This window comes from Gordonia paraffinivorans NBRC 108238, assembly GCF_000344155.1.
Classification (GTDB): Bacteria; Actinomycetota; Actinomycetes; order Mycobacteriales; family Mycobacteriaceae; genus Gordonia; species Gordonia paraffinivorans.
In genome coordinates this window covers 1-24,959 of the sequence record NZ_BAOQ01000037.1, presented here as the reverse complement: position 1 = coordinate 24,959, position 24,959 = coordinate 1, and the positions used below count along the sequence as shown (strand labels likewise).

At 70.2% G+C, this 24,959-nt stretch carries 25 protein-coding genes; 9 read left to right on the top strand and 16 right to left on the bottom strand.

All coding sequences use genetic code 11. From position 1 onward, the window contains the following. Positions 1-50: 50 nt before the first annotated feature. A complete protein-coding gene (locus tag GP2_RS17210; RefSeq protein ID WP_006901817.1) occupies positions 51-1,370 on the top strand; it encodes an NAD(P)/FAD-dependent oxidoreductase in 1,320 nt (439 codons plus the stop codon). 74 nt (positions 1,371-1,444) lie between these two features. On the opposite strand, the gene GP2_RS17205 is transcribed toward GP2_RS17210, so the two are convergent. Both GP2_RS17205 and GP2_RS21885 read right to left on the bottom strand, forming a co-directional pair. Then, positions 1,445-1,933 (bottom strand): 5' nucleotidase, NT5C type, encoded by a 489-nt coding sequence (locus tag GP2_RS17205; protein ID WP_006901816.1) that lies wholly within the window; start codon positions 1,931-1,933, stop codon positions 1,445-1,447. Positions 1,934-1,967: 34 nt separating this feature from the next. Then, on the bottom strand, positions 1,968-2,876 hold the full coding sequence (locus GP2_RS21885; protein ID WP_006901815.1) for a TY-Chap domain-containing protein: 909 nt from the start codon (positions 2,874-2,876) through the stop codon (positions 1,968-1,970). Positions 2,877-3,189: 313 nt separating this feature from the next. Between GP2_RS21885 and GP2_RS17195 the strand changes: the two genes are divergently transcribed. After that, positions 3,190-4,317, top strand: a complete 1,128-nt coding sequence (locus tag GP2_RS17195) for a nitronate monooxygenase (RefSeq protein ID WP_006901814.1) — start codon at positions 3,190-3,192, stop codon at positions 4,315-4,317. Positions 4,318-4,627: 310 nt separating this feature from the next. On the opposite strand, the gene GP2_RS17190 is transcribed toward GP2_RS17195, so the two are convergent. The 5 genes from GP2_RS17190 to GP2_RS17170 form a co-directional block, all read right to left on the bottom strand. Further along, positions 4,628-4,990, bottom strand: a complete 363-nt coding sequence (locus GP2_RS17190; protein ID WP_006901813.1) for a hypothetical protein — start codon at positions 4,988-4,990, stop codon at positions 4,628-4,630. A 152-nt stretch (positions 4,991-5,142) separates the two neighbouring features. Next, positions 5,143-6,924, bottom strand: coding sequence for an acetyl/propionyl/methylcrotonyl-CoA carboxylase subunit alpha (locus tag GP2_RS17185; protein ID WP_006901812.1), 1,782 nt, complete (start codon positions 6,922-6,924; stop codon positions 5,143-5,145). A gap of 208 nt (positions 6,925-7,132) precedes the next feature. Beyond that, a complete protein-coding gene (locus GP2_RS17180) occupies positions 7,133-8,674 on the bottom strand; it encodes a condensation domain-containing protein (RefSeq protein WP_006901811.1) in 1,542 nt (513 codons plus the stop codon). Next, positions 8,671-9,135 (bottom strand): SufE family protein, encoded by a 465-nt coding sequence (locus GP2_RS17175; protein ID WP_006901810.1) that lies wholly within the window; start codon positions 9,133-9,135, stop codon positions 8,671-8,673. Before GP2_RS17175 ends, GP2_RS17180 begins: the two co-directional genes overlap by 4 nt. Positions 9,136-9,150: 15 nt before the next feature. Continuing rightward, the gene (locus tag GP2_RS17170; protein WP_006901809.1) at positions 9,151-10,047 is read right to left on the bottom strand and encodes a sulfurtransferase; all 897 of its coding nucleotides are present in this window, start codon (positions 10,045-10,047) and stop codon (positions 9,151-9,153) included. A 201-nt stretch (positions 10,048-10,248) separates the two neighbouring features. Here GP2_RS17170 and GP2_RS17160 point away from each other — a divergent pair, with 201 nt between their 5' ends. Beyond that, positions 10,249-11,301: a neutral zinc metallopeptidase gene (locus tag GP2_RS17160; RefSeq protein ID WP_255218654.1), complete on the top strand. Its 1,053-nt coding sequence runs from the start codon at positions 10,249-10,251 to the stop codon at positions 11,299-11,301. A 66-nt stretch (positions 11,302-11,367) separates the two neighbouring features. Here the strand turns inward: GP2_RS17160 and GP2_RS17155 are convergent, their stop codons facing one another. From GP2_RS17155 to GP2_RS17145, 3 genes are read right to left on the bottom strand one after another with little or no spacing between them, the layout of a single operon-like run. Next, positions 11,368-12,048 (bottom strand): Maf family protein, encoded by a 681-nt coding sequence (locus tag GP2_RS17155; protein ID WP_006901806.1) that lies wholly within the window; start codon positions 12,046-12,048, stop codon positions 11,368-11,370. Between the two features lie 2 nt (positions 12,049-12,050). After that, a complete protein-coding gene (locus tag GP2_RS17150) occupies positions 12,051-12,305 on the bottom strand; it encodes an acyl-CoA carboxylase subunit epsilon (RefSeq protein ID WP_006901805.1) in 255 nt (84 codons plus the stop codon). Then, on the bottom strand, positions 12,302-13,930 hold the full coding sequence (locus GP2_RS17145; RefSeq protein ID WP_006901804.1) for an acyl-CoA carboxylase subunit beta: 1,629 nt from the start codon (positions 13,928-13,930) through the stop codon (positions 12,302-12,304). The genes GP2_RS17150 and GP2_RS17145 overlap by 4 nt, the downstream gene beginning before the upstream one ends. A gap of 183 nt (positions 13,931-14,113) precedes the next feature. Here GP2_RS17145 and GP2_RS17140 point away from each other — a divergent pair, with 183 nt between their 5' ends. After that, complete coding sequence (locus tag GP2_RS17140; protein ID WP_006901803.1) at positions 14,114-14,905, top strand: biotin--[acetyl-CoA-carboxylase] ligase; 792 nt, start codon at positions 14,114-14,116, stop codon at positions 14,903-14,905. Between the two features lie 17 nt (positions 14,906-14,922). On the opposite strand, the gene GP2_RS17135 is transcribed toward GP2_RS17140, so the two are convergent. Then, positions 14,923-15,567, bottom strand: a complete 645-nt coding sequence (locus GP2_RS17135; protein ID WP_006901802.1) for a hypothetical protein — start codon at positions 15,565-15,567, stop codon at positions 14,923-14,925. Between the two features lie 110 nt (positions 15,568-15,677). Between GP2_RS17135 and GP2_RS17130 the strand changes: the two genes are divergently transcribed. The 3 genes from GP2_RS17130 (at position 15,678) to GP2_RS17120 (ending at position 18,477) form a co-directional block, all read left to right on the top strand. Continuing rightward, on the top strand, positions 15,678-16,274 hold the full coding sequence (locus GP2_RS17130; RefSeq protein WP_006901801.1) for a PH domain-containing protein: 597 nt from the start codon (positions 15,678-15,680) through the stop codon (positions 16,272-16,274). Then, positions 16,271-16,951 carry a response regulator transcription factor gene (locus tag GP2_RS17125; protein WP_006901800.1) on the top strand — a complete coding sequence of 227 codons (681 nt, stop codon included), beginning with the start codon at positions 16,271-16,273 and terminating at the stop codon, positions 16,949-16,951. Before GP2_RS17130 ends, GP2_RS17125 begins: the two co-directional genes overlap by 4 nt. 128 nt (positions 16,952-17,079) lie before the next feature. Further along, complete coding sequence (locus GP2_RS17120; protein ID WP_040527338.1) at positions 17,080-18,477, top strand: sensor histidine kinase; 1,398 nt, start codon at positions 17,080-17,082, stop codon at positions 18,475-18,477. Here GP2_RS17120 and GP2_RS17115 read toward each other — a convergent pair. Further along, positions 18,449-19,009: a GtrA family protein gene (locus GP2_RS17115; protein WP_040527333.1), complete on the bottom strand. Its 561-nt coding sequence runs from the start codon at positions 19,007-19,009 to the stop codon at positions 18,449-18,451. The two genes, GP2_RS17120 and GP2_RS17115, sit on opposite strands and share 29 nt — an antisense overlap. 78 nt (positions 19,010-19,087) lie before the next feature. Between GP2_RS17115 and GP2_RS17110 the strand changes: the two genes are divergently transcribed. After that, entirely contained in the window at positions 19,088-20,389 is a 1,302-nt protein-coding gene (locus GP2_RS17110) for a 5-(carboxyamino)imidazole ribonucleotide synthase (RefSeq protein ID WP_040527332.1), read from the top strand. Continuing rightward, positions 20,386-20,910, top strand: coding sequence for a 5-(carboxyamino)imidazole ribonucleotide mutase (gene purE, locus GP2_RS17105; protein ID WP_006901796.1), 525 nt, complete (start codon positions 20,386-20,388; stop codon positions 20,908-20,910). Before GP2_RS17110 ends, purE begins: the two co-directional genes overlap by 4 nt. A 22-nt stretch (positions 20,911-20,932) precedes the next feature. Here the strand turns inward: purE and GP2_RS17100 are convergent, their stop codons facing one another. The 4 genes from GP2_RS17100 to GP2_RS17085 all read right to left on the bottom strand — a co-directional run bounded on the left by GP2_RS17100 (position 20,933) and on the right by GP2_RS17085 (position 24,940). Further along, entirely contained in the window at positions 20,933-21,808 is an 876-nt protein-coding gene (locus GP2_RS17100) for a dienelactone hydrolase family protein (protein ID WP_006901795.1), read from the bottom strand. Between the two features lie 6 nt (positions 21,809-21,814). Then, positions 21,815-22,189, bottom strand: coding sequence for a nitroreductase family deazaflavin-dependent oxidoreductase (locus GP2_RS17095; RefSeq protein WP_006901794.1), 375 nt, complete (start codon positions 22,187-22,189; stop codon positions 21,815-21,817). Positions 22,190-22,271: 82 nt separating this feature from the next. After that, positions 22,272-22,994, bottom strand: a complete 723-nt coding sequence (locus GP2_RS17090; protein ID WP_006901793.1) for a TIGR03089 family protein — start codon at positions 22,992-22,994, stop codon at positions 22,272-22,274. Then, on the bottom strand, positions 22,982-24,940 hold the full coding sequence (locus GP2_RS17085) for an LCP family protein (protein ID WP_083900273.1): 1,959 nt from the start codon (positions 24,938-24,940) through the stop codon (positions 22,982-22,984). Before GP2_RS17085 ends, GP2_RS17090 begins: the two co-directional genes overlap by 13 nt. Between the last annotated feature and the right edge of the window lie 19 nt (positions 24,941-24,959).

Below are 24,959 nucleotides of genomic sequence, written 5' to 3'. Positions count from 1 at the left end.
CGGGGCGCGATGTCCGGCGGCCCGACCGGCCTGTCTGTAACAATCTGCGCATGGCCCACGCGAGACCCAGAGTCGTGATCATCGGTGCAGGATTCGCCGGCATCCACTGCGCCCGGAGGCTCAAGAAGGCGCAGGTCGATGTCACGCTGATCGACCGCAGCACGAGTCATGTCTTCCAGCCGTTGCTGTACCAGTGCGCCACGGGCCTGCTGTCGGAGGGCGCGATCTCGTCGCCGATCCGGCATCTGACACGACGCCACCGCAACCTCGACGTGGTGCTCGGCGAGGCGGCGGACATCGACGTCGACGCGCGGGAGGTCGTCGTCGACCGGCTGGACCTGTCGAGGTTCCGGGCGCCGTACGACTATCTCGTCGTGGGCGCGGGCATGCGCACCGCCTACCGCGGCAACGACCGGTTCGCCAGGTTCGCGCCGGGCATGAAGACCCTCGACGACGCCCACGTCATCCGGCGCAAGATCATGACCGCCTTCGAGATGGCCGAGACGATCGACGACCCGGAGGAGCAGTCGGCGTGGCTGACCTTCGCCGTGGCCGGCGGCGGGCCGACCGGGGTCGAACTGGCCGGTCAGATCCGGGAGCTGGCCACCCGGGCGCTGGAACGCGAGTACGACTCCATCGACCCGTCGCGGGCGCGGGTGCTGCTCCTGCACGGCGGGGACCGGGTGCTGCCGTCGTTCGACGAGCACCTGTCGTCGAGTGCGCAGAAGGCCCTCGACAAGCTCGGGGTGGAGACGGTCCTCGGCGTGCACGTGACCGGCGTCGGTGACGACTTCGTCGAGACGACGCGGAAATCCGACAAGCACAAGGAGATCTACCCGGCACGCACCACGCTGTGGACGACCGGCGTCGAGGCGGTGCCGTTCGCGGCCACCCTGGCGCGGGCGCTCGGCGTCGAGCAGGACCGGTCGGGCCGTATCCCCGTCACCGACGACATGTCCGTGCCCGGGCACCCGGAGGTCTTCGTCTGCGGGGACATGATGGCCTACGACAATCTGCCCGGGGTCGCCGAGGTCGCCATGCAGAGCGGGCATCACGCGGGTCGCGTGATCGCCGATGAGGTTGCGGGGAAGGCGAACAGGGCGCCGTTCAAGTACCGGGACCTCGGCACCGCCGCCTACATCGCGCGGCGTCACGCCGTCGTGCAGTCCGGCCGGCTCCACATGCGGGGCCTTCCGGGATGGCTGGCGTGGGGCGTGATCCACATCGCGTTCCTGGCCGGTGCCCGCAACCGGATGGGCACCGTGATGAACTGGAGCGCCACGCTGCTGACGGGCTCACGACGTGAGCGCGCGATCATCTACGGCGACACCGAGACAGCGCGTACGCCCTACGGGCACTGGGAGAGGTAGACGCGACCACCCATCGCCGCGGACACGGCACACCGCGGCCCATCCGCGGCCCTCATCCCGGGATGTGCCGGCGCTCAAGCCTTGCCGCGCAGGTACTCCAGGACCTTCTCCCAGTCCTCGAAGGGCGCCTGACCGAAGTGGATGTGCTCGCCCACGAAGGCGTCGACCCCGCGCGCGGTCCGGTCGTCGATGATGAAGTCGCCGTGGTTGAGGTTCTTGTGGTGCGACAGGATCACCCGCTTGTAGGCCGGTGAACTCTCGTCGCGACCGAAGTGCATCTTGACCCAGAGCAGTTTCTCGGTCCACGCCATCGGGTTGTCCCACGGCGCGGTCGAGAGGATGTAGGTGTCGAAGAGCGTTGCCAGTTCGCGGTAGGCCGCGATCGCGCCGGGCATCGGGTCCATGAGAGAGAAGATGCCGGGCACCTCGTCGAGGCTGCCGTCGAAGCGCTTGCGTTCGGCCTCGCTGAGCTTGTCGATGCCGGAGCGGAAGTCGACCAGGGTGTTGTCCATGTCGACGTAGAGGATCTTCTTGCGCGGTTGGCTGTGCACGTTGTCGGTCATCGTCGCCTTTCCTGTCGGGTCTGACGTGGGGGTCTCAATGTGCGCTTGCCGGCGGCCGCAAGGACGGCACGCGGTTGACGAGTCGTGCGCCGCGCGAGGGGATTCGCCGTGCAGCGGTGCGCCTGTCGCGTAGTGGTCGAAGCGCTGTGGGCAGGGCCGTGTCGACGAAGGTGAACCAGTCGTGGAGACCGATGAACAGGCGTGCGCGGTGGTAGGCGACCGCGCTGATCGACCGGACGGCGAACAGGTCGGCGCCGTCGAGGACGAGTTGGACGCCGGGATGCCTGGTCGCGACATCGGCGACCACGGTGTCGGCGAAGCGCGGGTGCATGTCGGTCGCGACCCGAGCGAAGACGTCGATCCGCGGCTCCTCGTGGCTGACGCCGATGGACGCCTCGACCGGTCCGGTCGGCAGCTGCAGGGTGCCGTCGGCGCGGAGCGGGAGGTGCCCGCCGAACCAGGTCTCGATGTCGTGCTTCACCAGGTCGCGTACGGCATCGGGTCCCATCTCCTCGGGGGCGACGATCGGGCACCGATCCGGGTGCGGACGGCCGGTGTCGGCGAGGAACGCCGGCGCGGGCGTCGACCAGTGCTCGCGCAGTGTCCGCCCGACGAGTCCGGCGATCACGTCGGCCCGGCTCGGCGGCTCCTCGCGGATGAGTCGGCCGTCCGCGGTGGATCTCCAGCCGAGTTCGACGAGTCGCCGCGGTTCGTCGACCGGGCAGGCGACGGTGACCCGGACTCCGCCCGGCCGTCCTGCGCGGATCGCGAACCGCCGGTCGTTCGCGATCTCGGCGGACGGCGTGATGAAGACCATCTCGCAGTCCCCGAGCGTCGCCAGCCGCCGCGCGAGCCGAGCCTCGAACTCGCGCCAGGCGTTCTCGACCGCGCTGTCGAGGCCGGGGCCGTCGAAGGACGGGGGGTCGAAGTGGGTGTCGGACATGACGTTCCCCTTTCCGAGCCGGCATCCCGGCACCGGGTGGACCCGGCGCGGCACACGGGCCGGCTCTGAGCGCCCCGAGGCCGGGGCGGAACTGTGGGGTGCCCCGAGCGGGGGCGGAACTGCGCTGCCCCGAGGTGGGGCGGGAGGCGCCTCACCGGAACCGGGAGGATCACCTGACAACTGCAGGATAGGACAGGGGTCCGACAAGTCTGGTGCCGAGATCACAGAGCGTTCGCCGAAACGGTTGTCCGTGGTTGCCCGGCCTGGTATCCAGATTAGAACACGTTCTAATTCCTACCGGCGAGGAGTCTGTATGCACACCCCGATCTGCGACGAGCTCGGCATCGAGTTCCCGATCTTCGCGTTCACGCACTGCCGCGACGTGGTCGTCGCGGTGAGCAAGGCCGGCGGCTACGGCGTGCTCGGCGCGGTCGGATTCACGCCCGAGCAACTCGAGATCGAGCTGAACTGGATCGACGAGCACATCGGCGACCACCCGTACGGCGTCGACATCGTGATCCCGAACAAGTACGAGGGCATGGACGCGAACATGTCGGCCGAGGAGCTCACCAAGATGCTCCAGTCGATGGTTCCCCAGGAGACGCTGGAGTTCGGTCGCAAGCTGCTCGTCGACCACGGCGTCCCGCTCAACGAGGAGGACGACAACTCGCTGCAGCTGCTCGGCTGGACCGAGGCGACCGCGACCCCGCAGGTCGAGATCGCGCTGCAGCACCCCAAGGTCACCCTGATCGCCAACGCGCTCGGCACGCCGCCGAAGGACATGATCGAGAAGATCCAGGCCACCGGCCGCAAGGTCGCGGCGCTGTGCGGATCGCCCAAGCAGGCCCGCAAGCACGCCGACGCCGGTGTCGACATCATCATCGCCCAGGGTGGCGAGGGCGGCGGCCACTGCGGCGAGGTCGGCTCGATCGTGCTGTGGCCGCAGGTCGTGAAAGAGGTTGCGCCGCGGCCGGTTCTGGCCGCCGGCGGCATCGGCAGCGGTGAGCAGATCGCGGCCGCGCTCGCGCTCGGCGCGCAGGGCGCCTGGAGCGGCTCGCAGTGGCTGATGGTCGAGGAGGCCGAGAACACCCCGGTCCAGCAGCAGACCTACATCAACGCGTCGAGCCGCGACACCGTGCGCAGCCGCTCGTTCACCGGCAAGCCGTGCCGCATGCTGCGCAACGACTGGACCGAGGCGTGGGAGGACCCCAACAACCCGGACCCGCTGGGAATGCCGTTGCAGTACATGGTGTCCGGCATGGCGGTCGCGGCGACGCACAAGTACCCCGACGAGAGCATCGACGTCGCTTTCAACCCGGTCGGCCAGGTGGTCGGGCAGTTCAAGAAGGTCGAGAAGACCTCCGCGGTCATCGAGCGCTGGGTGAGCGAGTACATCGAGGCCACCAGCACCCTCGAGTCGTTCGCCAACGCGACGGTGTAGCGGATCCCCTCGCCGGGTGTTGCCGGCGGAGCGCGAATGCGCGACAACTGATCTCGAGCGAATCCCGAGGCCCGGCGGACAGGTTCCGCCGGGCCTCGGGCTGTCGCCGGCCTGTCGGCGATCCTGATCGTCGGCAGGCTGCTCGTTCTGGGCGTCACGACCCGCGTCGCAGACCGCGCGCTATTCCACGGACCGATGTCGCATGCGACAGGATCAGGATCGGCGACATCGACCGAGGTCGCCGATCCGAGGTGATGTCGCGTGCGACATCCCCTGGCCCCAGCACGGCCGCGACGGGCAGCCGGGGCCGTCAGCGGATATCGCGCGCGAACTCGTCCGACACACTCAACCCCAGCGCGCCCTCGGCGAACCTCGACACGGGTCCGACCGCGGCGTCCAGCGCCTCGTCGTAGCCCTCGCGGGCCCGGCCCCAGAGCAGGCCGCTCGAACCGTCCGGAATGACCCCGATGAGCGCGACGAGCTCTCCGGTCGTGGGGATGCAGATCGCCCACGCGAACCGGGTCTCGGACTCCCAGTCCGCGTTGGCCGTCGCGACGTAGTCGGCGGGGGAATCGACCCCGAGAAGAGCCAACGCCGGGACGTCGGTGATCCGGTCGTCCGCACGAAGCGCACGCAGATACCACGTCCCGGCGTTGATCTCGACTGGTTGCACGGTGTCCCTTCGACGTCCCTTCCACAAGGAGCGAGCCACGAAGGCGGCGAGGTGGTCTCACCGGGCCTTCGTGGCTCGTCGCTTACGCTCCTCGCACCTCAGGCAGCGAGGGGGCTGTCGCTTACGCTCCTCGCACCTCAGGCAGCGAGGGCTTACTTCAGCTCGAGCAGCACGGTGCCCTGGGTGACCGCGGCGCCGGCCTCGACGGACAGGCCGGTGACCACGCCGTCCTTGTGGGCGGTGACCGGGTTCTCCATCTTCATGGCCTCGAGCACGACCACCAGATCGCCCGCGGAGACCTCCTGGCCCTCCTCCACGGCGACCTTCACGACCGTGCCCTGCATCGGTGCGGCCACGGCGTCGCCGGAAACGGCGGCGCCGCCACCCTTCTTGCGCGAGCGGGCCTTCGGCTTCTTGCGGACGACCCCGTTGGCCGACGCTCCGCCACCAAGGGCGAGATCGCCCGGCAGCGACACCTCGACGCGGCGTCCGCCGACCTCGACGACGACCTTCTGGCGCGGTGCGCTCTCGTCCTCCTCGATGGCCTCGCCACCGGTGTACGGCTCGATCGGGTTCTCCCAATCGGTCTCGATCCACTTGGTGTAGACGTCGAACTTCTCGCCGTCGCCGATGAAGGCGGGGTTCTCCACGATGTGGCGGTGGAACGGGATGACCGTGGCCAGGCCCTCGACCTGGAACTCGGCCAGGGCGCGGCGGGCACGCTCGAGGGCCTGCTGGCGGGTCTCGCCGGTCACGATCAGCTTGGCGAGCATCGAGTCGAACTGGCCGCCGATGACGTCACCCTCGACCACACCGGAGTCGACGCGCACGCCCGGTCCGGACGGCTCGCGGTAGACGGTGATGGGGCCGGGGGCCGGCAGGAAGTTGCGGCCGGCGTCCTCGCCGTTGATGCGGAACTCGAAGGCGTGGCCGCGCGGGGTCGGGTCCTCGGTGATCTCGAGCTTCTCGCCGTTGGCGATGCGGAACTGCTGGCGGACGAGGTCGATGCCGGCGGTCTCCTCGGTGACCGGGTGCTCGACCTGCAGGCGGGTGTTGACCTCGAGGAAGGAGACCAGGCCGTCGTTGCCGACCAGGAACTCGACGGTGCCCGCGCCGTAGTAGCCGGCCTCGCGGCAGATGGCCTTGGCGGACTCGTGGATACGGGTGCGCTGCTCGTCGGTCAGGAACGGCGCGGGGGCCTCCTCGACGAGCTTCTGGAAGCGACGCTGCAGCGAGCAGTCGCGCGTGCCGGCGACGATGACGTTGCCGTGCTGGTCGGCGAGGACCTGGGCCTCGACGTGGCGGGCCTTGTCGAGGTAGCGCTCGACGAAGCACTCGCCGCGACCGAAGGCGGCGACGGCCTCGCGGGTCGCCGACTCGAACAGCTCGGGGATCTCCTCGATGGTGTAGGCGACCTTCATGCCGCGGCCACCGCCGCCGAAGGCGGCCTTGATGGCGACCGGCACGCCGTGCTCCTTGGCGAACGCGACGACCTCGTCGGCGTCCTTGACCGGGTCCTTGGTGCCGGGGGCCATCGGGGCGTTGGCCTTCAGCGCGATGTGGCGTGCGGTGACCTTGTCACCGAGGTCGCGGATGGACTGCGGCGACGGCCCGATCCAGATCAGCCCGGCGTCGATGACGGCCTGGGCGAAATCGGCGTTCTCCGACAGGAAGCCGTAGCCCGGGTGGATGGCGTCCGCGCCCGACTTCTTCGCGGCGTCCAGGATCTTCTCGAAGACCAGGTACGACTCGGCCGAGGTCTGGCCGCCCAGCGCAAATGCCTCGTCGGCGAGCTTCACGAACAGCGCGTTCGCGTCCGGCTCGGCGTACACCGCGACACTGGCGATGCCCGCATCCCGGGCTGCGCGGATGACGCGAACAGCGATCTCGCCGCGATTGGCGATGAGGACCTTGCTGATTGAGGTACTGGGCACTTGTTCTCCTGGGCCTTACTCGTACTCAGGTGCTCGCGGCGCGCGGTGGCGCGTGCGACACGGTTGTCGGACAACGATCAAGTCGGGGGTACACCCTCCTCGACCGGGATGCGGACGGCTCGGGCGATGGACGACGCCGGGAGTCCAGCATCGCGACCTTCCGGCCAATACCCTAGCCCACCGAGCAATCGTTCGGTGGAGCCGTGGGTCACATCGCGCGCGAGAATGTGCTCGCATCACCGAGCTGACTCACGAGTAAGGCGAAAGCGTGCAGGTAGGCGTGCACGGGCCCGAGGGTCGGGTCGATGTCGGCCGCGTCGGCGTCGGGCAGGGGACGCGACGGATCGCCGTCGAGGCCTGCCGTCGCCCGGAACTCTGCCGAGGACTCGTCGACGCCGTACGCGTGCAGTGGCGACTCGCGTGGGAAACGAGCCGAGTACCGCAACCCCGACGGCGTGCGGTTGATCCAGATGTAGACCTCGTGCGGCGAGTAGCTGTGGCTGCGGATGACCTTCGCGCGCCCGGCGTCGGCGGCACCCGCGCCCGGCGCGTACCGGGTGTCGATGAACGAGATCACGAACCGCGGGGCTCCCTTGTACCCGATCAGCTGGGCCACCCGCTCGAAGGGCAGAGAGGCGCCCTGACGCCCGCGTTTGAGCATCTCGGTGGACCGCGCGACCGCCTGGTCGAAGGTCGGGGAGTCGGACATGTCGATCCAGAACGGCGCCAGCCCCACGAACCAGCCCAGCGCGGCCAGCCACCGGGTGTCGTTGCGGGTGTGGCGCGGCAGCACGCAGCGGAACTCGGGGTCGCCGGTCATCTCGTGGTGGACCATCGCGAAGGCGGCCAGGATTCCGGCGGTGAGGGTTCCGCCCGCCTCCGAACACACCGCGGTGAACCGGTTGGCGGTCGCGTCGTCGGCGATGACGCCCCACAGGGACTCCTGGGGGATGGTCGTCTCGTCGATGTACTGCTGCTCCTCGCGGGCCTGCTCGGCGGAGGTCTGTGAGGAACGCAACAACGCCGGCATGTCGCCGCCGCCGGACCGCAGGAACTCCGACCACATCGCGACGGCCGGGTGGTCGGCGCCGGTCTGATCGGCCAGGCACCGCTCCTCGGCGCTGAAATCGACGTAGCTGCCGACCTCGGGGAGGCTGGGGTTGCGGTGCTCGCGGGCGGCGCGGTAGAGGGTGACCAGCTCCTGCTGGGCCATGATCAGCGAATACCCGTCCACGAGCGAGTGGTCGGCGGCGAACAACAGGGTGAACGAGTCCGCGCGGCCGACGGTGGCGAACAGGTAGGCGGGCCAGTGCAGCGGCGCCGTCGCGCGGTCGAAGGCGCCGCCGAGCTGCTCGACGAGCGGACCGGGCTCGGAGTACCACCCGATCCGGCCCATCTTGAGCTTCACGGTGCCCGGCGGCGTCGTCAGCCGCTGCAGACCCGACCCCTTGACCACGACGTGGCTGCGCAGGACCTCGTGCCGGTCGATCCACTGCGTCAGCACCTTGCGGATGGCGGGGATCGACAGGGGTTCGTCGAACTCGATCGACAGGCCCAGCCAGGCCTCGCGCCCGCCCTCGCGCTGGGTGCGCGCACGGTACTCCGACGCCGCCCGCAGGTGCTCCTCGTGATTGTGCGAGGTGAGTCGGGGATCCGGCTCCCACGAATTCAGTTCGCCGGGAACGTACGGCGTCCACTCCACCAGACCGCCCGGCGCGATCGGTTCGTCGCGGATCTGGATGAACTTCATGCGCCGGGTCGGCCTGACCCGGGAGGTGCGGACCCGCCGATGCCGGTCTGGGTGCGCACCTGCGCCTTGATCCGGGCCAGCATGCCCGCCATCCCGCGCAGGCGCAGTGGACTCACCGCGCTGCCCAGCCCGAGTTCGTAATAGAAGTCGGACGGGACGTCGAGGATCGCCTGCGCCGACGCGGTGTCGAGTCCCTGGTGCAGGATCGCCGCGAAACCGCGCGTCGTGGGTGCCTCGGGCGGCGCGGTGAAGTACAGCCGTACCGATTCCGGGTCACCGGCGTCGACGGACAGGAACACCGGCGACTGGCACTCCGGTACCGGTTCCATCGCCTCCTGCTGCAGGTGCTCGGGGAGGTCGGGAAGCTCCGCGGCGAATTCCAGGAGCAAGGTGATCTTGTCGGAATCACCAAGTGCGGCAAAGTCTTCGACGATCTCTGCCAGGGCTGGGGGCAAGGTCATCGTCGGTCGCCGGCCCTACTCGACGCCGGGTGCGGCACCCGGCTCTTCGCCGACCGCGATCGGCACGCGCACGGCGTTGCCCCACTCGGTCCACGAACCGTCGTAGTTGCGGACCTTCGTGAAGCCCAGCAGGTAGGTCAGCACGAACCAGGTGTGCGACGAACGCTCGCCGATGCGGCAGTAGGCGATCGTCGGGGTGTCCGGATCGAGGTCGCGGTAGATCTCGTTGAGTTCGGCACGCGGACGGAACCGGCCGTCCGGCGCGGCCGCCTTGGCCCACGGGATCGAGATCGCGGTGGGGATGTGGCCGCCGCGGAGCGCGCCCTCCTCCGGGTAGTCCGGCATGTGGGTGCGCTCGCCGGTGTACTCCTGCGGCGAGCGGACGTCGACCAGCGGCTCCTTGCCGATCGCGTCGAGGACCTGCGGCTTGAACGCGCGGATCAGCGAGTCGTCGCGCTCGACGACCGGGTAGTCCGAACGCGGGTACTCGGGGATGTCGAAGGAGGTCTCCCGGTCCTCGGCCATCCACGCGTCGCGGCCGCCGTCGAGCAGGCGCACGTCCTCGTGGCCGAAGAGCGTGAACACCCAGAGTGCGTACGCGGCCCACCAATTGGACTTGTCGCCGTAGATGACGATGGTGTCGTCGCGCTCGATCCCCTTGCTGCGCATCAGCTCTGCGAACTGCTCGCCGTTGATGTAGTCGCGGGTGACCGGGTCGTTGAGGTGCAGATGCCAGTCGATCTTCTGCGCGGTCGGGATGTGGCCGATGTCGTAGAGCAGCACGTCCTCGTCGGACTCGATGATCTTCAGGCCCTTGGCGCCGAGATGAGCCGACAGCCACTGCGTTGACACCAACCGCTCGGGATGGGCGTAGTCGGCGAAGGCCGGGTTCGGGTCGGTTTCAACACTCACAGGTCTGTTCTCCAGCTTGCTGTACGGACGTCTCTGCGCTCTCGCGCGGACCGGTCGTCGGTCCCGGATACAAAGGGTAGGGCATCGGCGCGCCTACCGACCGGTTGCCGATCGGCTCCGGGTCTCCGGCCAGGGTGCGGACGTGCTTCGGTCGGATGACGAACTGCAGGTCACACGGTCTCCGGCTGCTAGATTCGCCGGGTGGCTCGAGGAAGTGGACCCCGCGCGGATCGCCGGGACGTCGTCGCGGCGCCGCGTCGGCGAGGCGCAGGGACCCTGCGTTGGTTGTTGTCGGCGGGCGTCGTGGCGGTGCTCGCCGCGACGAGCGGGTGCTCGTTGATCCCCGCCGACGACCAGGCACCGCCGGCCGAGTCGTCGCGGGTGCCGACCGCGTCGTCGACATCGACGTCGCCGGGTTCGGCGTCACGCTCGCGCATCCCGACCCCGACGCCGTCATCGTCCGAGGCCGATCCCACCCGGTGCCGCCCCGACGACTGCCCGAAGCTCGCGACGCCGGCGACGTCGTTGATGCGGAGCGGGGTCGACGGCTCCAACGCGCGTACGGCCGTCCCGCGCTATCTGACGACGCTGCTCGACGACCTCGACGAGACGTGGGGAGGATGGTTCACCGAACTCGGTTGGGGCGACCCGGCACCGGGACGGGTCCTGATCCGGTCGGGGACGGCGTACCGCACCGACTGCACCGACGAGGACGGGGTCTCGCCGCGGATCCGGTCGGACGAGGCGAACGCCTTCTTCTGCAGCGTGGACCGCGCACCCGACGGCGACGGACGGTCCACGGTCGGCAGCGTCGTGCTGCCGGTCGACACGTTCGCCGCCATCTGGGACGGCGACGTCTTCGGGGTGCCGTCGCCGATCGTCGGCGACTTCACCGCCGCGATCGTGGTGGCCCACGAGTACGGTCACAACGTCGTCCACCGGATGGCGCAGAGATTCGGCATCCCGGCGGTACGGCTTCCGCAGGGCAAGAACAGCGAACTGCTCGCCGACTGCCTCGCGTCGAACTGGGCGTCCACCGCGTACAAGCGAGATGCGCTCGGACCCAAGGAGATCCTGCAGGTCGCGACGCTGCTGCCGATCATCGGCGACACGGGCGGGGCGACCGGGCACGGCTCCGCCGTCGAGCGCGCCAAGGCGCTGACGATCGGGCTGACCGGTCCGCAGTTCAACCGGCAGGGACAACCGTCGGACTGCCTGACGAAGTACTGGCCCGAGTTCTACTCCGTGAGGTGACACCGCCGGACCCTCGTCGTCCGGGGTGCGGCTCGGGGCTCGTCTCGGTCCGGTCCGGTCCGACGATCAGTGCGGCCAGAAGTCGCCGACCGACAACCCGACCTCGGTCAGCAGTCGCCGGACGAGCGGCAGGCCGATGCCGATCACCGAGGACGGGTCGCCCTCGATGCCCTCGACGAGCCAGGCGCCGAGACCGTCGAGGGTGAACGCGCCGGCGACCTTCAGCGGTTCGCCGCTGTCCACGTAGCGGGAGACGAGCTCGTCGTCGGCATCGGCGAAATCGATCCGCGTGGAGCTGGTGCCGGTGGCGGTGACGGGACCGTCCTTGCCGCCCAGCCGGATGAGATGGTGGCCGGTCAGCAGATCTGCGCTGCCGCCGCGCATCTCGGCCCACTGCTCGAGTGCTCGTTCACGGGTGTGCGGCTTGCCGAGCAGGCGGTCGCCGAGGAGCAGCATCGAGTCGCACCCGATGACGACCACCGTCCGGCCGCCGGCGGCGGCCGCGGCGAGCTCGTCGAGCGCGGCCACCGATTCGGCCTTCGCGCGCGCGAGTTCGGCGACGACGACGTCGGCCGGGGTGTCCGGCGGCAGCGCGGCGAGCACCGCGTCCTCGTCGACCTCCGACACCCGGACGACCGGTTCCACGCCGGCCGAGCGCAGGACCCTCAGCCGGGCGGGGGAGGCGGACCCGAGAACGAAGATCGGGCCGGACGAATCCGGCCCGATCCCACCTGTCGTGTCGCCCACCGTCACCAGCGGAGGTTGGTGAAGCTCGTCGGCTGGCCCCACAGCGCGGGACGCAGCTTGTCGATCGGCCGACCCCAGTCGTCGCGCGGCTGCGGCTGCTGATCGCCGCCGGCCGAGGCCGCACCGGCGAGGACGGTCACCAGCACGGCGACGTCCTCGTCGGTCGGGTTGCCCTTGACGATCGTCAGAAACGGCTTCTCCGAAGCGTTTTCGCTCTTGTCGCTCACAGTTGCCTCGTTCGTGGGGGTCCCGGTCACAGCGGGATGTTCCCGTGCTTCTTCGGCGGCACGTTGACCACCTTGCGGTCGAGGAGCCTCAGCGCGGTCGCGATCTGGCCGCGGGTGTGGCTCGGCGGGATGACCGCGTCGACGTAACCGCGGGCGGCCGCGACGTACGGGTTGACGAGGGTGTCCTCGTACTCCTGCTGCAACTCGAGGCGCAGCGCGTCGACGTCCTCGCCCTTCTGCTCGGCCTCCTTCAGGCGGCTGCGGTAGACGAAGCCGACCGCGCCCGAGGCGCCCATGACCGCGATCTGGGCGGTCGGCCAGGCGAGGTTGACGTCGGCGCCCATGTGCTTGGAGCCCATGACGTCGTAGGCGCCGCCGTAGGCCTTGCGGGTGATGACGGTGATCTTGCCGACCGTCGCCTCGCCGTAGGCGTAGAGCAGCTTGGCGCCGCGGCGGATGATGCCGTTGTACTCCTGGTCGGTGCCCGGGAGGAAGCCCGGGACGTCCACGAGGGTGACGATCGGGATGTTGAAGGCGTCGCAGGTGCGGACGAACCGGGCGGCCTTCTCCGAGGCGTTGATGTCGAGGCAGCCGGCGAACTGGGTCGGCTGGTTGGCGACGATGCCCACGCTGCGGCCGTCGACGCGGCCGTAGCCGACGATGATGTTGGTCGCGTACTCGGCCTGGACCTCGAGGAACTCGTCGTCGTCGAGGATGCGACGGATGACCTCGTGCATGTCGTACGGCTGGTTCGGCGAGTCCGGGATCAGCGTGTCGAGCTCGAGGTCCTCCTCGGTGAGGGTGTCCTCGATCGACCCGGCGGCCGGCTGTGCGACCGGAAGGCGCGGCGGCTCGGCGCGGTTGTTGCTCGGCAGGTAGCTCAGCAGCTCCTTGACGTACTCGAGCGCGTCCTCCTCGTCGGAGGCGACGTAGGTCGCGGTGCCCGACTTCGCCATGTGGGTGTTCGCGCCGCCGAGCTCCTCCATCGTCACCTCCTCGCCGGTGACGGTCTTGATGACGTCGGGGCCGGTGATGAACATCTGGCTGGTCTGGTCGACCATGACGATGAAGTCGGTGAGCGCGGGGGAGTACACGTGACCGCCGGCCGCGGCGCCCATGATCAGCGAGATCTGCGGGATGACGCCCGAGGCGCGGACGTTGCGGTAGAAGATCTCGCCGTACAGACCGAGCGAGACCACGCCCTCCTGGATGCGGGCGCCGGCGCCGTCGTTGATGCCGATCAGCGGGCGACCGGTCTTGACCGCGAGATCCATGACCTTGACGATCTTCTCGCCGTAGACCTCGCCGAGGCTGCCGCCGAAGACGGTGGAGTCCTGCGAGAAGACGCAGACCTCACGACCGTCGATGGTGCCGTAGCCGGTGACCACACCGTCGCCGACCGGACGACGCTCGGCGAGACCGAAGTTGGTGCTCCGGTGCCGGGCGAGGGCGTCGAGCTCCACGAACGACCCCTCGTCGAGCAGATGGGTGATCCGCTCGCGGGCGGTCAGCTTGCCCTTGGCATGCACCTTCTCGACGGCGGCCTCGCCCACGGGGTGCTTCGCCTCTTCGAGACGATTACGCAGATCTGCGAGCTTCCCCGCAGTCGTGTGGATGTCAGGAGCGGCGGAGTCGTCGCGTGAAGCTGTGGTCATGACCAACGATGCTAACGACCCGGATGTGAGCCACGTCAACCGGATCAACGTGAGATATCCCTCAGGTTCCCGAGCGATCGGTCGGTGCCCTGGTCAGCGGTGGTTTCGCAGGTCGGCGGGGGTGTGCCCGTCCCGAGTCCGCCGTCGTCTGCTCCCGGGGCGGCCGGGGTAGGTTCTTCAGACATGACGCTCGACGCCGACCTGCTCCGGAGACGACTCGCCGACACGCGCTGGCACCGGATCGAGGTGGTCGACGCGACGGGGTCGACCAACGCCGACCTGGTGACCCGGGCGGCCACCGAGGAGATCGACGGAACGGTCCGTCTGACCACCGACCAGACCGCGGGCCGCGGCCGGCACGCGCGGACGTGGACCGCGCCGCGCGGGACGCAACTGGCGATGTCGGCGGCGGTGGACGTCGGCGACCACACCGAATACCTCGGCTGGCTGTCGCTGCTGGCCGGGCTGGCCGCCGTGCAGGGCATCGCCGAGGTGTGCGGGGTGCGCCCTGCCCTCAAGTGGCCCAACGACGTGCTGATCGACGGACGCAAGACCGCCGGGATCCTGTCGGAGTACACCCGCTCGCCCCACACCCGCGGAGGAGACGGAGGGGTGGCGGTGATCGGCACCGGGCTCAACACGACGATGGCCGCCGACGAGCTGCCGGTGCCCACCGCCACGTCGTTGCGGCTGGCGACCGGCAAGGACGTGCCGTCGACCGAGCTCGCCGCGGCCTACCTGCGCGCGCTCTCCGAGCTGCTCGACCTCTGGCCGCACGACGTCGACGGGCTCGCCGAGCGGTATCGGGAGGACAGCGACACGATCGGGCGCCGGGTCCGGCTGGTGCTCCCGGGCGACGACGAGGTGATCGGGACCGCGACCGGGGTGGACGCGTCGGGCCGGATCGTCGTCGACGCGGACGGGCGTCAAGTGGTGGCCGCGGCGGGCGACGTCACCCACCTGCGGCCCGTCTAGCCGCTCCGCCCGCGGCGCTACCGCTGCAGGCTCTTGTTCCCCATCGCGGGGATGATCGTCAGCGACGGCAGGCCGATGACCAGATGCACGATCGCGGTCTCGATGCCCACCGACACCTGACGGTAGGTCAGGATCGGGATGACCACGGCCGCGATCAGCAGCAGCGCCACGATCCAGCGATAGAACTGGTTGGGCGCCGGGGTGATCAGCTGCAGCACGTACCAGAGCGCCCCCGCGGCCAGCGCGCAGAGGAATCCGACGACGCCGAACCAGATCTCGCTGTTCGCAACGGGATTCCACACGCCGAGCTTGCCGGACTCGTTCACCTTCTCCACGAATGCGGAGATGATCCAGGCGACCAGCCACGCCGCCAGGCCGGTGACGACGCCGGTCATCACCACGCCGCCGGCGAAGGTCGCCGGATTCACCTGGGGGCCGCGGCGCGCCGGAGGCTTGTCGGCGTAGCCGTCCGCGGCGCGGTAGGGAGCGGCCCCGCGGGTGTCGGCGGGGTAGGGGTCGCCCGGGTAGGGGGCCTGGTACGCCCCTCCGTACGGGTCGCCCTGCTGGCCGTACGCACGTGAATCCGGGTTGTAACCGGGCTCGTATCGGGCCGTCCGGGGATCGGGATCCCGGTGCGGGCCGCGCGGGTCCTGGTAGCTCATTCCACTCTCCTCGCCGACCGCCCACGTGCTCGGCGGTCGATCGGTACCGGTCGTCTCGCAGTCTACTCAGCACAGCCCGGTGCGGGCCCGTGCCGATTAAGCTGGGCCGCATGGCATACCCGCGGGAGAACCTGGCGCCTGGGGAACGGGTCGTCCTCCACCGGCACCCCCACTGGAAGTGTCTGCTGGCGCCGCTCCTGGTGTTCGCGGTCATCACCGCGGCGGGCGGCGTCCTGGCGGGCGTCATCGTCGGGTCGTCGCTGGGGCAGACCCCGAAGACGGTGCTCGGCATCATCGTCGGCCTGATGTGGGCGCTGGGCTTCATCTGGTACTTCGCGCGGCCGCTGCTCTCGTGGAAGACGACCCACTTCGTCCTCACCGACCGACGCGTGATGTTCCGCAACGGAATCCTCACCCGGTCCGGCATTGACATCCCGATCCGGCGGATCAACACCGTCGAGTTCCGGCACGGCCTCGTCGACCGGATGCTGCGGACGGGCACGCTCGTCATCGAGTCGGCGTCCGACGAGCCGCTGTCCTTCGACGACATCCCGCAGGTGGAGAAGGTCCACGCCCTGCTCTACCACGAGGTTCTCGAGATGTACGGCGAGGACGACGACCGCTTCGACGACCCGCGCGACGATCCCCCGGGCCGCGTCGCCGGCCGGCCCGACGAGCGCGGGGAGCGTGGGGTACGCGAGCGATGAGGAACGTACTGCTGGCCGAGGACGACGCCGCGATCGCCGAGCCGCTCGCGCGCGCCCTGACACGCGAGGGCTACGAGTGCGACGTGGTGGCCACCGGCACCGATGCACTGGACAAGGCCCTCGACCCGCGGTACGGACTGCTCATCCTCGATCTCGGGCTGCCGAACCTCGACGGCCTCGAGGTCTGCCGCCGGGTCCGCGCCCGACGCCCGTCGCTCGCGGTGCTCATGCTGACCGCGCGCACCGACGAGGTCGACTTCGTCGTCGGGCTCGACGCCGGCGCCGACGACTACGTCGGCAAACCGTTCCGGCTGGCCGAACTGCTCGCCCGGGTCCGGGCCCTGCTGCGCAGGCGACAGCCGGTCGACGGCGATCTCGTGCTCGAGGGCGGGTCGATCCGGCTCGACGCCCGGGCCCGCCGCGTCCTCGTCGACGGGGAGGACCTCACCCTGGCCAACCGGGAGTTCGACCTGTTGCGCTTCCTGATGGAACGGGCCGGCCAGGTCGTCACCCGCGAGGAGATCCTCACCGAGGTGTGGGGCTCGGCCGACCTCCGGTCGTCGAAGACCCTCGACATGCACATCTCGTGGTTGCGCCGCAAGATCGGCGACGACCGCCACCACCGGCCCCGGCACATCGTCACCGTGCGCGGCGTCGGGTTCAGGTTCGACCCCTGAGCCCGTGATGACCCCTGACGCCCTGACGGCACTCGAGGCACCGGCGGCCCTCCAGGCGCCGACGACGCCTGACGCCCCGATGACACCGACGCCGGGATGAGGCCGACACCGTGAAGCGACAGAGCTCGATGCGCGGTCGCCTGATCACGACCATGATCACGGTCCTGGTCGCGGTCGGGTGCCTGCTGGGCATCCCGCTCAGCGTCGTCGCCTGGTGGTGGGTGTCGGACATCGCCCAGGAGGAGCTCGACGGGCGGCTCAAGGTGATCGCCGATCAGCTCATCCGCCAGGAGGGGGCCGACGGGACGCTCACCCCCGAGTCGGTCGACCGCGAGTCCTTCGAGTTGCTGTTGCCGCCCGACGGGCGCCTGGTCATCACCTACCCCGACGATCAGGGCACGGTCCACCGCACCGTCATCGGCGACGACTTCGACGGCCCCGCGGTCACGGAGTCGATCGGGCTGGGCGGCGCGGGCACGATCGCGCTGTCGATACCGCGCGACCAGGTGCTCGACGACCAGGTCACCGCGTCCGGCACCGTGATCCTGGTGGCCGTCGCGTCGATCATCGGCGGCTCCGTCGTGGCGGCGGTCAGCGCCGGCCGGATCATCGAACCGCTGACCCACCTCGCCGACCGGGCCGCCACGCTCACCCGCCCCGACTTCCGGACGAAGTGGAAGATGTACGGCATCGCCGAACTCGACCGGGTGTCGAGGGCGCTCGCCGACGCCAACACCGCGCTGGCGCTGCGGCTGGAACGCGAGCGCGAGATCGCCGGCGACGCGTCGCATCAGGTGCGCAGCCGCCTCACGGCGATCCAGTTGCGGCTCGACGAACTCACCCTGCACGACGACCCGGCCGTCGTCGCCGAGGCGGAGGCGGCGCTCGACCAGGTCGAGAGACTCGCCACCGAGCTCGACGAGCTGGTCGAGGCCTCCCGCGCCGACGACTCCGACGTCGAACCCCACATCGTCGACGTGGGGGACATGCTGACGACGCTCGCCGAGGACTTCCGGCAGGCGTTCGAGGCGCAGGGGCGGGAGCTGACCGTGTCCTACGAGGGGTCTCCGCAGGCGTTCACCACGCAGTCGGGTCGCCTGCGCGAGGCGGTCAGCGTCCTCGTCGACAACGCGCTGCAACACGGGCAGGGCACCTGCCGCATCGCGGTGAGCACCCTCCAGTCGGGCGACCTGGTCCGCATCACCGTCTCCGACGAGGGGCCCGGGGTGCCCGACGAGATCTCCGCGCACATCTTCCGGCGCGGCTTCTCGGCCGGCCAGGGCGCCGGCCGCAGCGGCGTGGGACTGTCGCTGGCACGTGCCCTGATCGAGGCTGACGGCGGCCGGCTCGAGCTCACCGAGCGTCGCCCGCCGGTGTTCGCCATCGTCGTGCCGTCCCGGGATGTGAGCGGATACGACGACGACACGGACGACGACGACACGGACGGCGACGAGTCAGGGCCGGGCGCGGCTCCCGACGGCGCCGGGCCGGACGGCCTCAGGCGTGACCGAGTTCCTCATCGTTGAGGTCGGCGATGCTCGGGTGCAGATCGGTCGATCCGGCCTCGCCGCCGTGCAGCAGCTCCTCGGGGAACGCGAACTTCCGCAGGGCCCAGAACCGGAACGCCATCTGCAGCAGGTTGCCGATGATGTAGCCGAGGACGAAGTCGACGACCACGACCTCGGAGACGCTGAGGTTCGCGCGCATGTCGAAGACGTTGTTGCCGATGTACAGCGGCGCGGCCTGCAGGACGACGCCGATGCCGCTGATGAGGAAGAACAGGAGGGCCTCGTGATGGCGCTCACGGCCGCCGCGGTTCTTGAACGCCCACTCGCGGTTGAGGATGTAGCTCAGGATGGTCGCCAGCACGCCCGCGATGACCTTCGCGATCACCGGCTTCGACTCGAGGATCGTCAGGCTCAACGAGTAGAAGACCGCGAGGTCGAAGACGAACGTGGTGCCGCCGACCATCGCGAACTTGATCAGTTCGTGGTGCCGTAGGACGAGACGTCGGACCGGCGCTGGGAGGCGAGCGATCAACTCGTCGATCAATGGCACAAGATCCGAGTGTACGAAACAAAATCCCGGCACCCGTTCTGCGGGCGGCTGTGCGCATGCCGCGGCGGGCATGCCACGATGGTTCGCGTGAATTCACCCGAGTCGGACGCAGCACCCGTGACCTCGACTTCTCCGGTACCGCCCGCCCCGGAGGCGGGCCGGGCGAAGAAGTCGGCGTCGGGGATGCCGACGGTCACGATGATCGGCGGCGGCCAGCTCGCGCGCATGACCCATCAGGCCGCGATCGCGCTCGGTCAGTGCCTGCGCGTGCTCGCCGCGTCGGAGGACGACCCGGCCGCGCAGGTGAGCGCCGACATCGTGCTGGGCTCCCACGACGAACTCGACGACCTGCGTCGCGCCGCCGCCGGTTCGGCCGCGCTGACGTTCGACCACGAGGGTGTTCCGCTGCACCACCTGCAGGCGCTCGAGGCCGAGGGCGTCGCCGTCCTCCCGCCGTCGAAGGCCCTGCACTACGCCCAGGACAAGCTCGCGATGCGGACGCGGCTGGCCGAACTCGGCCTGCCGGTACCGGGCTTCGCCGACCTGTCCGGCGACCGCGAGGCCGCCCGCGCCCGGCTGGTCGAGTTCGGCGAGGCCAACGACTGGGCGATCGTCATCAAGGCCGTGCGCGGCGGGTACGACGGTCGCGGCGTCTGGCTCGTCGACGGACGCGAGCAGGCACTGGCCGTCTTCGACGACTACCCGGCCGACGCGCCTGCGCTTCTCGCCGAGCAGAAGGTGCCGATGCGCCGCGAGCTGTCGGCGATGATCGCGCGGTCGCCGTTCGGCCAGGGTGCGGCATGGCCGGTGGTGGAGACCATCCAGCGCAACGGGCAATGCGCCGTGGTGCTCGCCCCGGCACCGGAGCTCGACGACGAGGTCGCCGCGCGCGCCCAGCAGATGGCGATGGGGCTCGCCGACGACCTCGGTGTGGTCGGCGTGATGGCGATGGAGCTCTTCGAGACCGTCGACGGCGCGCTCGTCGTCAACGAGCTCGCGATGCGTCCGCACAACAGCGGGCACTGGACCATGGACGGTGCGGTCACCTCGCAGTTCGAGCAGCACCTGCGGGCCGTCCTCGACTACCCGCTGGGCAGCCCGGCGCCGAGCGCGCCGCTCACCGTGATGGCCAACATCCTCGGCGCGCCGGAAGCGCCCGAGATGTCGATGGATGAGCGCCTGCACCACCTCATGGCGCGCATGCCGGAGGCCAAGGTGCACCTCTACGGCAAGGGCGAGCGCAAGGACCGCAAGATCGGCCACGTGAACATCGTCGGCCGCGAGGGTGAGACGGTGGAGGCGGTGCGCGAGCGCGCCGAGCGTGCGGCGACCTGGATGTCGCACGGGACGTGGACCGATGGATGGGATGTGCATTCATGAGTGAGACAACGGAATTCAAGGCCGGTCCACGTGTGGGCCTGATCATGGGCAGCGACTCCGACTGGCCGACGATGCAGGCGGCGGCCGAGGCCCTCGCCGAGTTCGACGTGCCGTTCGAGGTCGGCGTGATCTCGGCGCACCGCACTCCGCAGCGCATGCTCGACTACGCGGCCGGCGCCGCGGACAACGGCATCGAGGTCATCATCGCCGGAGCCGGCGGCGCGGCCCATCTCCCGGGCATGGTCGCCTCGGCGACGCCGTTGCCGGTGATCGGCGTGCCGGTGCCGCTGCGTCATCTCGACGGCCTCGACTCGCTGCTGTCGATCGTGCAGATGCCCGCCGGCGTCCCGGTCGCCACCGTGTCGGTGGGCGGCGCGCGCAACGCCGGCCTGCTCGCGGTCCGCATCCTCGCCTCGTCGGATGCCGCACTGCGCGAACGGATGGTGTCCTTCCAGAAGGGGCTCGAGCAGATGGTGCTCGAGAAGGACGCCGCGCTGCAGCAGAAGCTGCTCGGGGAGTAGCCGAGACCTGTCGGCACCGCCCTCACCGCGAGGGCGGGACGCCGCCGCCCCGGTCGGCCGCGTCGTCGCCGCCCGGCCCGGACAGGTCGAGCTTGTCGGCGAAGAAGTCGAGAACCCGGTCGAAGGCCTCCCGCGTGGGCTGGCCGGGCTCGTCGACGAGGTCCTCGGTCAGCACCGAATGCGGTTGCGGGAGGAACGAATCCGGGTTCGCCGAGTCGTCGGGCAGTTCGATGGCGAGGAAGGCGTCGCCGAGGAGTTCGCGCAGGTGCTCGAAACGCGACCCCGGGGACAGGCGGTCGCCGGCGAAACGCAGGCCCATCACCTGCAGTCCCCGTGCGCATCGCGCCTGCACGACGGCGAGATCGGCGTCGGAGACGTCGATGCTGCGGCCGCGTCCCGGGAGCAGGGCGAACGGCAACGACGGCTGGGAGAGGACCGGCGCCACCATCCGCTCGTCGGTCGCCATCGCCAGCGCGAACCCGCCGGTGAAGCACATGCCGACCGCGCCGACCCCGGGGCCGCCGCAGCGGTCGTGCTCGCGGGCGGCCAGCTCCCGCAGCCAGTCTGCGACGGGTGAGGTCTTTCCCGTTGCGAGGACGGTGAACTCGCGGGAGATGCACGCCCTGGCCATGGTGCCGAGCATGTTGGTCACCCCGCCCACCACGCCGAGGTTGTCCGGGCGAGGGTCGCGGCCGTCGACGCCGAACAGCGACGGCATGATCGCGGTCGCGCCGCGATCGGCGATGCGTCGGGCGACGTTCGCGACCTTCGGGCTGATGCCGGGCATCTCGGCGATGACGATGACCGCGGGACCGCTGCCCTTGCGGTGCACGCGTCGTGTCCGGCCGAGAAGGGTCACGTCCTCGGAGGCGAAATCGTCGAGCGGGTCGTCGGCCATCGCGGATCAGTCCTCGATGAGGGTGCCCAGGAGCGCCGATTCGAACAGCAGCGCGGGGATCTTCGCCGCGCGCGCGAGGTCGGGGGAATCGGACGGCACGACGCGCGGGCCGGTCACCCGGTAGTGCCGGTCCTTGCGGATCAGGCCGAACGATCCGGCGGCCTGGACGTTGCGCACCCAGTCGGTGTGCCTGCCGTAGGTCAGGATGATGGTCACCTTGTCGCGCTCGACGAAGGCCAGCACCGGGATCGAGTACTTCTTCCCGGTCTTGCGGCCGACGTGCTCGACCATGGCGAACGGCGGCAGGTGCGGCGCCCACTGTCGCTGGATCGGGTTGGTGACGACCTTGTTGAATCGGGCGAGGGCTTTCGGCAGTCGCATGTCCCCACTGTGCCGCACGAGACGCGCGCCCGTGGGGCGAACGTCGCCGATCGGGTCGGGCGAGAGCGACGAACCGGACGGATCAGAGTACGAGTGCGGCCTTCTCGACCTCGGCGACGGCGGCGAGGCGTTCCGGCGTGCCGGCCGCCACGTGGACCAGGCTGCCGCCGGCGACCAGCGGGGCGAGCAGATGGTCGCGGATGCCGTCCGCGGTGTGCCAGGGACGGGCCGAGGCCACCCGGGTTCCCGGCGAGATGCCGTCGGTCTCCGCGGCCGCGCGGGCCGCGGCGATCACCTCGGCGGTCGGCGTGCCGTGGAGCGCGGCCGCAGCGGGGGAGCGGGAGACGAACTGGTCGCCGTGCACTCGGACCGCGGACCCGTAGTCACCCACGCCGGGCGGGAGGTCGCGCAGCGGGAGCGCGAACGGATCGAGCGAGGCGACGACGACCTCGTCGGCGTCCGGATGATCGTCGAGGCGGGCGAGCGAGGTGAACACGACGGCGGCGTCGAGATCGGAATCGCTTCCGCCACAGTGCACATCGGCGCCCGCCCACAATGCGCCGAGCAGGATGCCGGCGGTCTGCCAGTGCTCGGGCAGGTCGACCACGACGACGTCCCCGGTGGCCAGGCCGATCTCGTCGAGCAGGTAGTTGCCGGTCTTGGCCGCCCAGTTGCCCAGCGTCGCCGCCGAGAGCTCGGTCCGCTCACCGGTCGCGTCGTCGTAGTAGGTCAGCATCGGACGCGAGTGGTCGGCGACCGCGCCGAAGACGGCGTCGGTGACGGTGTTCGGGGTCAGTTCACGCACATCGGCCCCTTCGTGCCCGCGGTGATCGGGGGTTGCTTGCTGCCGACGCGTTCGCTGGCCGGGACGTTGTCGGCCTGATCGCCGGTGTCGTTAAGCGAGCCGGGTCCGTCGTAGGTGTTGGTGAGGACCACCTTGAGCTGGTCGTCGGCGAGCGAGTCGTCGGCGACGATCTTCACGCCGCCGAGGTCCTTCGCGAGGACCCGCGCGGCGTCGTTGTTCTCCTTCGCGAAGACCACCGAGTCCTTGGTGTCGGCCTTGCCGCTCGACGTGGTGCCGGGCTGGAATCCCTTGTTGGTCAAGATGTTCGAGACGTTCGCGCCCAGGCCGTCGATGGTGCCGGCGTTGACCACGTCCACCTTGTAGTCGCCGCGGGCGACGTCGTTGTCCTTCTTGGGGGTGAGCAGCTCGTCGGTGAACACCTTCACCGCCTGCGGGTCGACCTCGACGACGCTCTGCTGCCCGTCCTCGCTCCAGCCCTGCTCGGTGACGATCGGGATGGTCGCGAACTTCACCTTGCCGCCACTGAGGTCCTTGAGCTGGTCGGCGAAGTCGAGGATGTTCCAGCCGTCGTCGATGACGATCGTGCGGGCCACCGCATCCTGCAGCTCCCGGAGCTTGCCGGGGTCGGTGAGGGTGCCCGCCGACAGCATCTTCTGCGTCAGCGACGCCATGAACGCCTGCTGGCGGGTGATGCGATCGAGGTCGCCGCGGGGGAGTCCGTGGCGCTGGCGGACGAAGCTGAGCGCCTTGGGGCCGTCCAGGGTCTGGACCCCGGCGCGGAAGCGGGCGCCGCTGTAGGGATCGCGGACCGGGGCCTTGAGGCAGACGTCGACGCCGCCGGCCGCGTTGGTCAGCAGGACGAAACCGAGCAGGCCGACCTCGGCGTAGTGGTCCACGTGGACGCCGGTGAGCTTGGCGACGGTGTCCACCAACGCCTTCCGGCCGGCGAGCGTGCCCTCCTTCTCCGCCTCCTCGGGGGACTTGCCGGCCTCGACGGCGCGGGCGCGCACCCCCTCGCGGGTGGTGCCGTAGGCCGCGTTGATCTTGCTCATCCCGATCCCGGGCACGTCGACGTAGGAGTCGCGCGGGATGGAGATGGCGGTGGCCGACGAGCCGTCCTCCGGGATTCGGATCAGCAGGATGGTGTCGGTGTTGGTGGCGACCTCGTCGCCGGAACGGAGCAGCTTCATCTCCTCGGGGGAGAGTGGGTTGCCCTGCGCGTCGGTGCGGGAGTCGGTGCCGACCAGGAGGATGTCGACGGCGCCGTCCTCGGCGCCGCCGAGGCCGAGCCCGCCGAGCTGCGTGATGCTCGACTCGAGGTCGGACATCGTGTTCCACGCGTAGCCGGTGCACAGCAGGACCGCGACCGAGGCGAGCGCGATCAGGGCGCGGCCCCAGCCTGCGCCCGACGCCCACCCTCGGCGGGTGCGCATGTCCGTGCCGGTCGGCGGGGTCGTCGAGTCGCCGGCCGACGCGTCGGCCGGAAGATCTGCGGCCGACACCGCGCTCGCGGCCGCCGCACCGGCGCGAAGCCGGCGCTTCCTCGGCGTCTCGTGGCCTGCCGGGGTGCCGGGTGTCTTCTTCCGGGTGGTGTCCTTCGACGGCGGGGTCTTGTCCGAGGGGGTCCTGGCGGGCTTCGAGCCCGTCGGTTTCGCCCCTGCCGGTTTCGAGCCTGCCGGCTTGGAGCCCGTCGGTTTCGCACCCGACGGCTTCGTGCCGACTTTCGGCCCCGCACCGCCGGTCGGCTTCGGCTTCTTCGGCGCGGCCTTCTTCGCGGCGGCACGTCTGGTCGCGTCCGCCTCGGCGCCCTTCGCCCGCTTGTCGTCGGCGGGCCTGTCCGCGCGCTCGGGAGCGCCGCTGCGGTCGTCGGCGCCGGGGCGTCGGCGACGTGCCGGATCGGCGGGTGCCGACCGGGTGTGGATCTCGCCCGAGGCACGCCGGCCCATGGGGGTGCCGCCGCGGCGG

Coding starts and splice junctions, on each gene's coding strand:
- GP2_RS17210 (WP_006901817.1), top strand. CDS start 51: ATGGCCCACGCGAGACCCAGAGTCGTGATCATCGGTGCAGGATTCGCC.
- GP2_RS17205 (WP_006901816.1), bottom strand. CDS start 1,933: ATGACCGACAACGTGCACAGCCAACCGCGCAAGAAGATCCTCTACGTC.
- GP2_RS21885 (WP_006901815.1), bottom strand. CDS start 2,876: ATGTCCGACACCCACTTCGACCCCCCGTCCTTCGACGGCCCCGGCCTC.
- GP2_RS17195 (WP_006901814.1), top strand. CDS start 3,190: ATGCACACCCCGATCTGCGACGAGCTCGGCATCGAGTTCCCGATCTTC.
- GP2_RS17180 (WP_006901811.1), bottom strand. CDS start 8,674: ATGAAGTTCATCCAGATCCGCGACGAACCGATCGCGCCGGGCGGTCTG.
- GP2_RS17175 (WP_006901810.1), bottom strand. CDS start 9,135: ATGACCTTGCCCCCAGCCCTGGCAGAGATCGTCGAAGACTTTGCCGCA.
- GP2_RS17145 (WP_006901804.1), bottom strand. CDS start 13,930: ATGACCACAGCTTCACGCGACGACTCCGCCGCTCCTGACATCCACACG.
- GP2_RS17140 (WP_006901803.1), top strand. CDS start 14,114: ATGACGCTCGACGCCGACCTGCTCCGGAGACGACTCGCCGACACGCGC.
- GP2_RS17135 (WP_006901802.1), bottom strand. CDS start 15,567: ATGAGCTACCAGGACCCGCGCGGCCCGCACCGGGATCCCGATCCCCGG.
- GP2_RS17130 (WP_006901801.1), top strand. CDS start 15,678: ATGGCATACCCGCGGGAGAACCTGGCGCCTGGGGAACGGGTCGTCCTC.
- GP2_RS17125 (WP_006901800.1), top strand. CDS start 16,271: ATGAGGAACGTACTGCTGGCCGAGGACGACGCCGCGATCGCCGAGCCG.
- GP2_RS17120 (WP_040527338.1), top strand. CDS start 17,080: ATGCGCGGTCGCCTGATCACGACCATGATCACGGTCCTGGTCGCGGTC.
- GP2_RS17110 (WP_040527332.1), top strand. CDS start 19,088: ATGGTTCGCGTGAATTCACCCGAGTCGGACGCAGCACCCGTGACCTCG.
- purE (WP_006901796.1), top strand. CDS start 20,386: ATGAGTGAGACAACGGAATTCAAGGCCGGTCCACGTGTGGGCCTGATC.
- GP2_RS17100 (WP_006901795.1), bottom strand. CDS start 21,808: ATGGCCGACGACCCGCTCGACGATTTCGCCTCCGAGGACGTGACCCTT.
- GP2_RS17095 (WP_006901794.1), bottom strand. CDS start 22,189: ATGCGACTGCCGAAAGCCCTCGCCCGATTCAACAAGGTCGTCACCAAC.
- GP2_RS17085 (WP_083900273.1), bottom strand. CDS start 24,940: ATGGGCCGGCGTGCCTCGGGCGAGATCCACACCCGGTCGGCACCCGCC.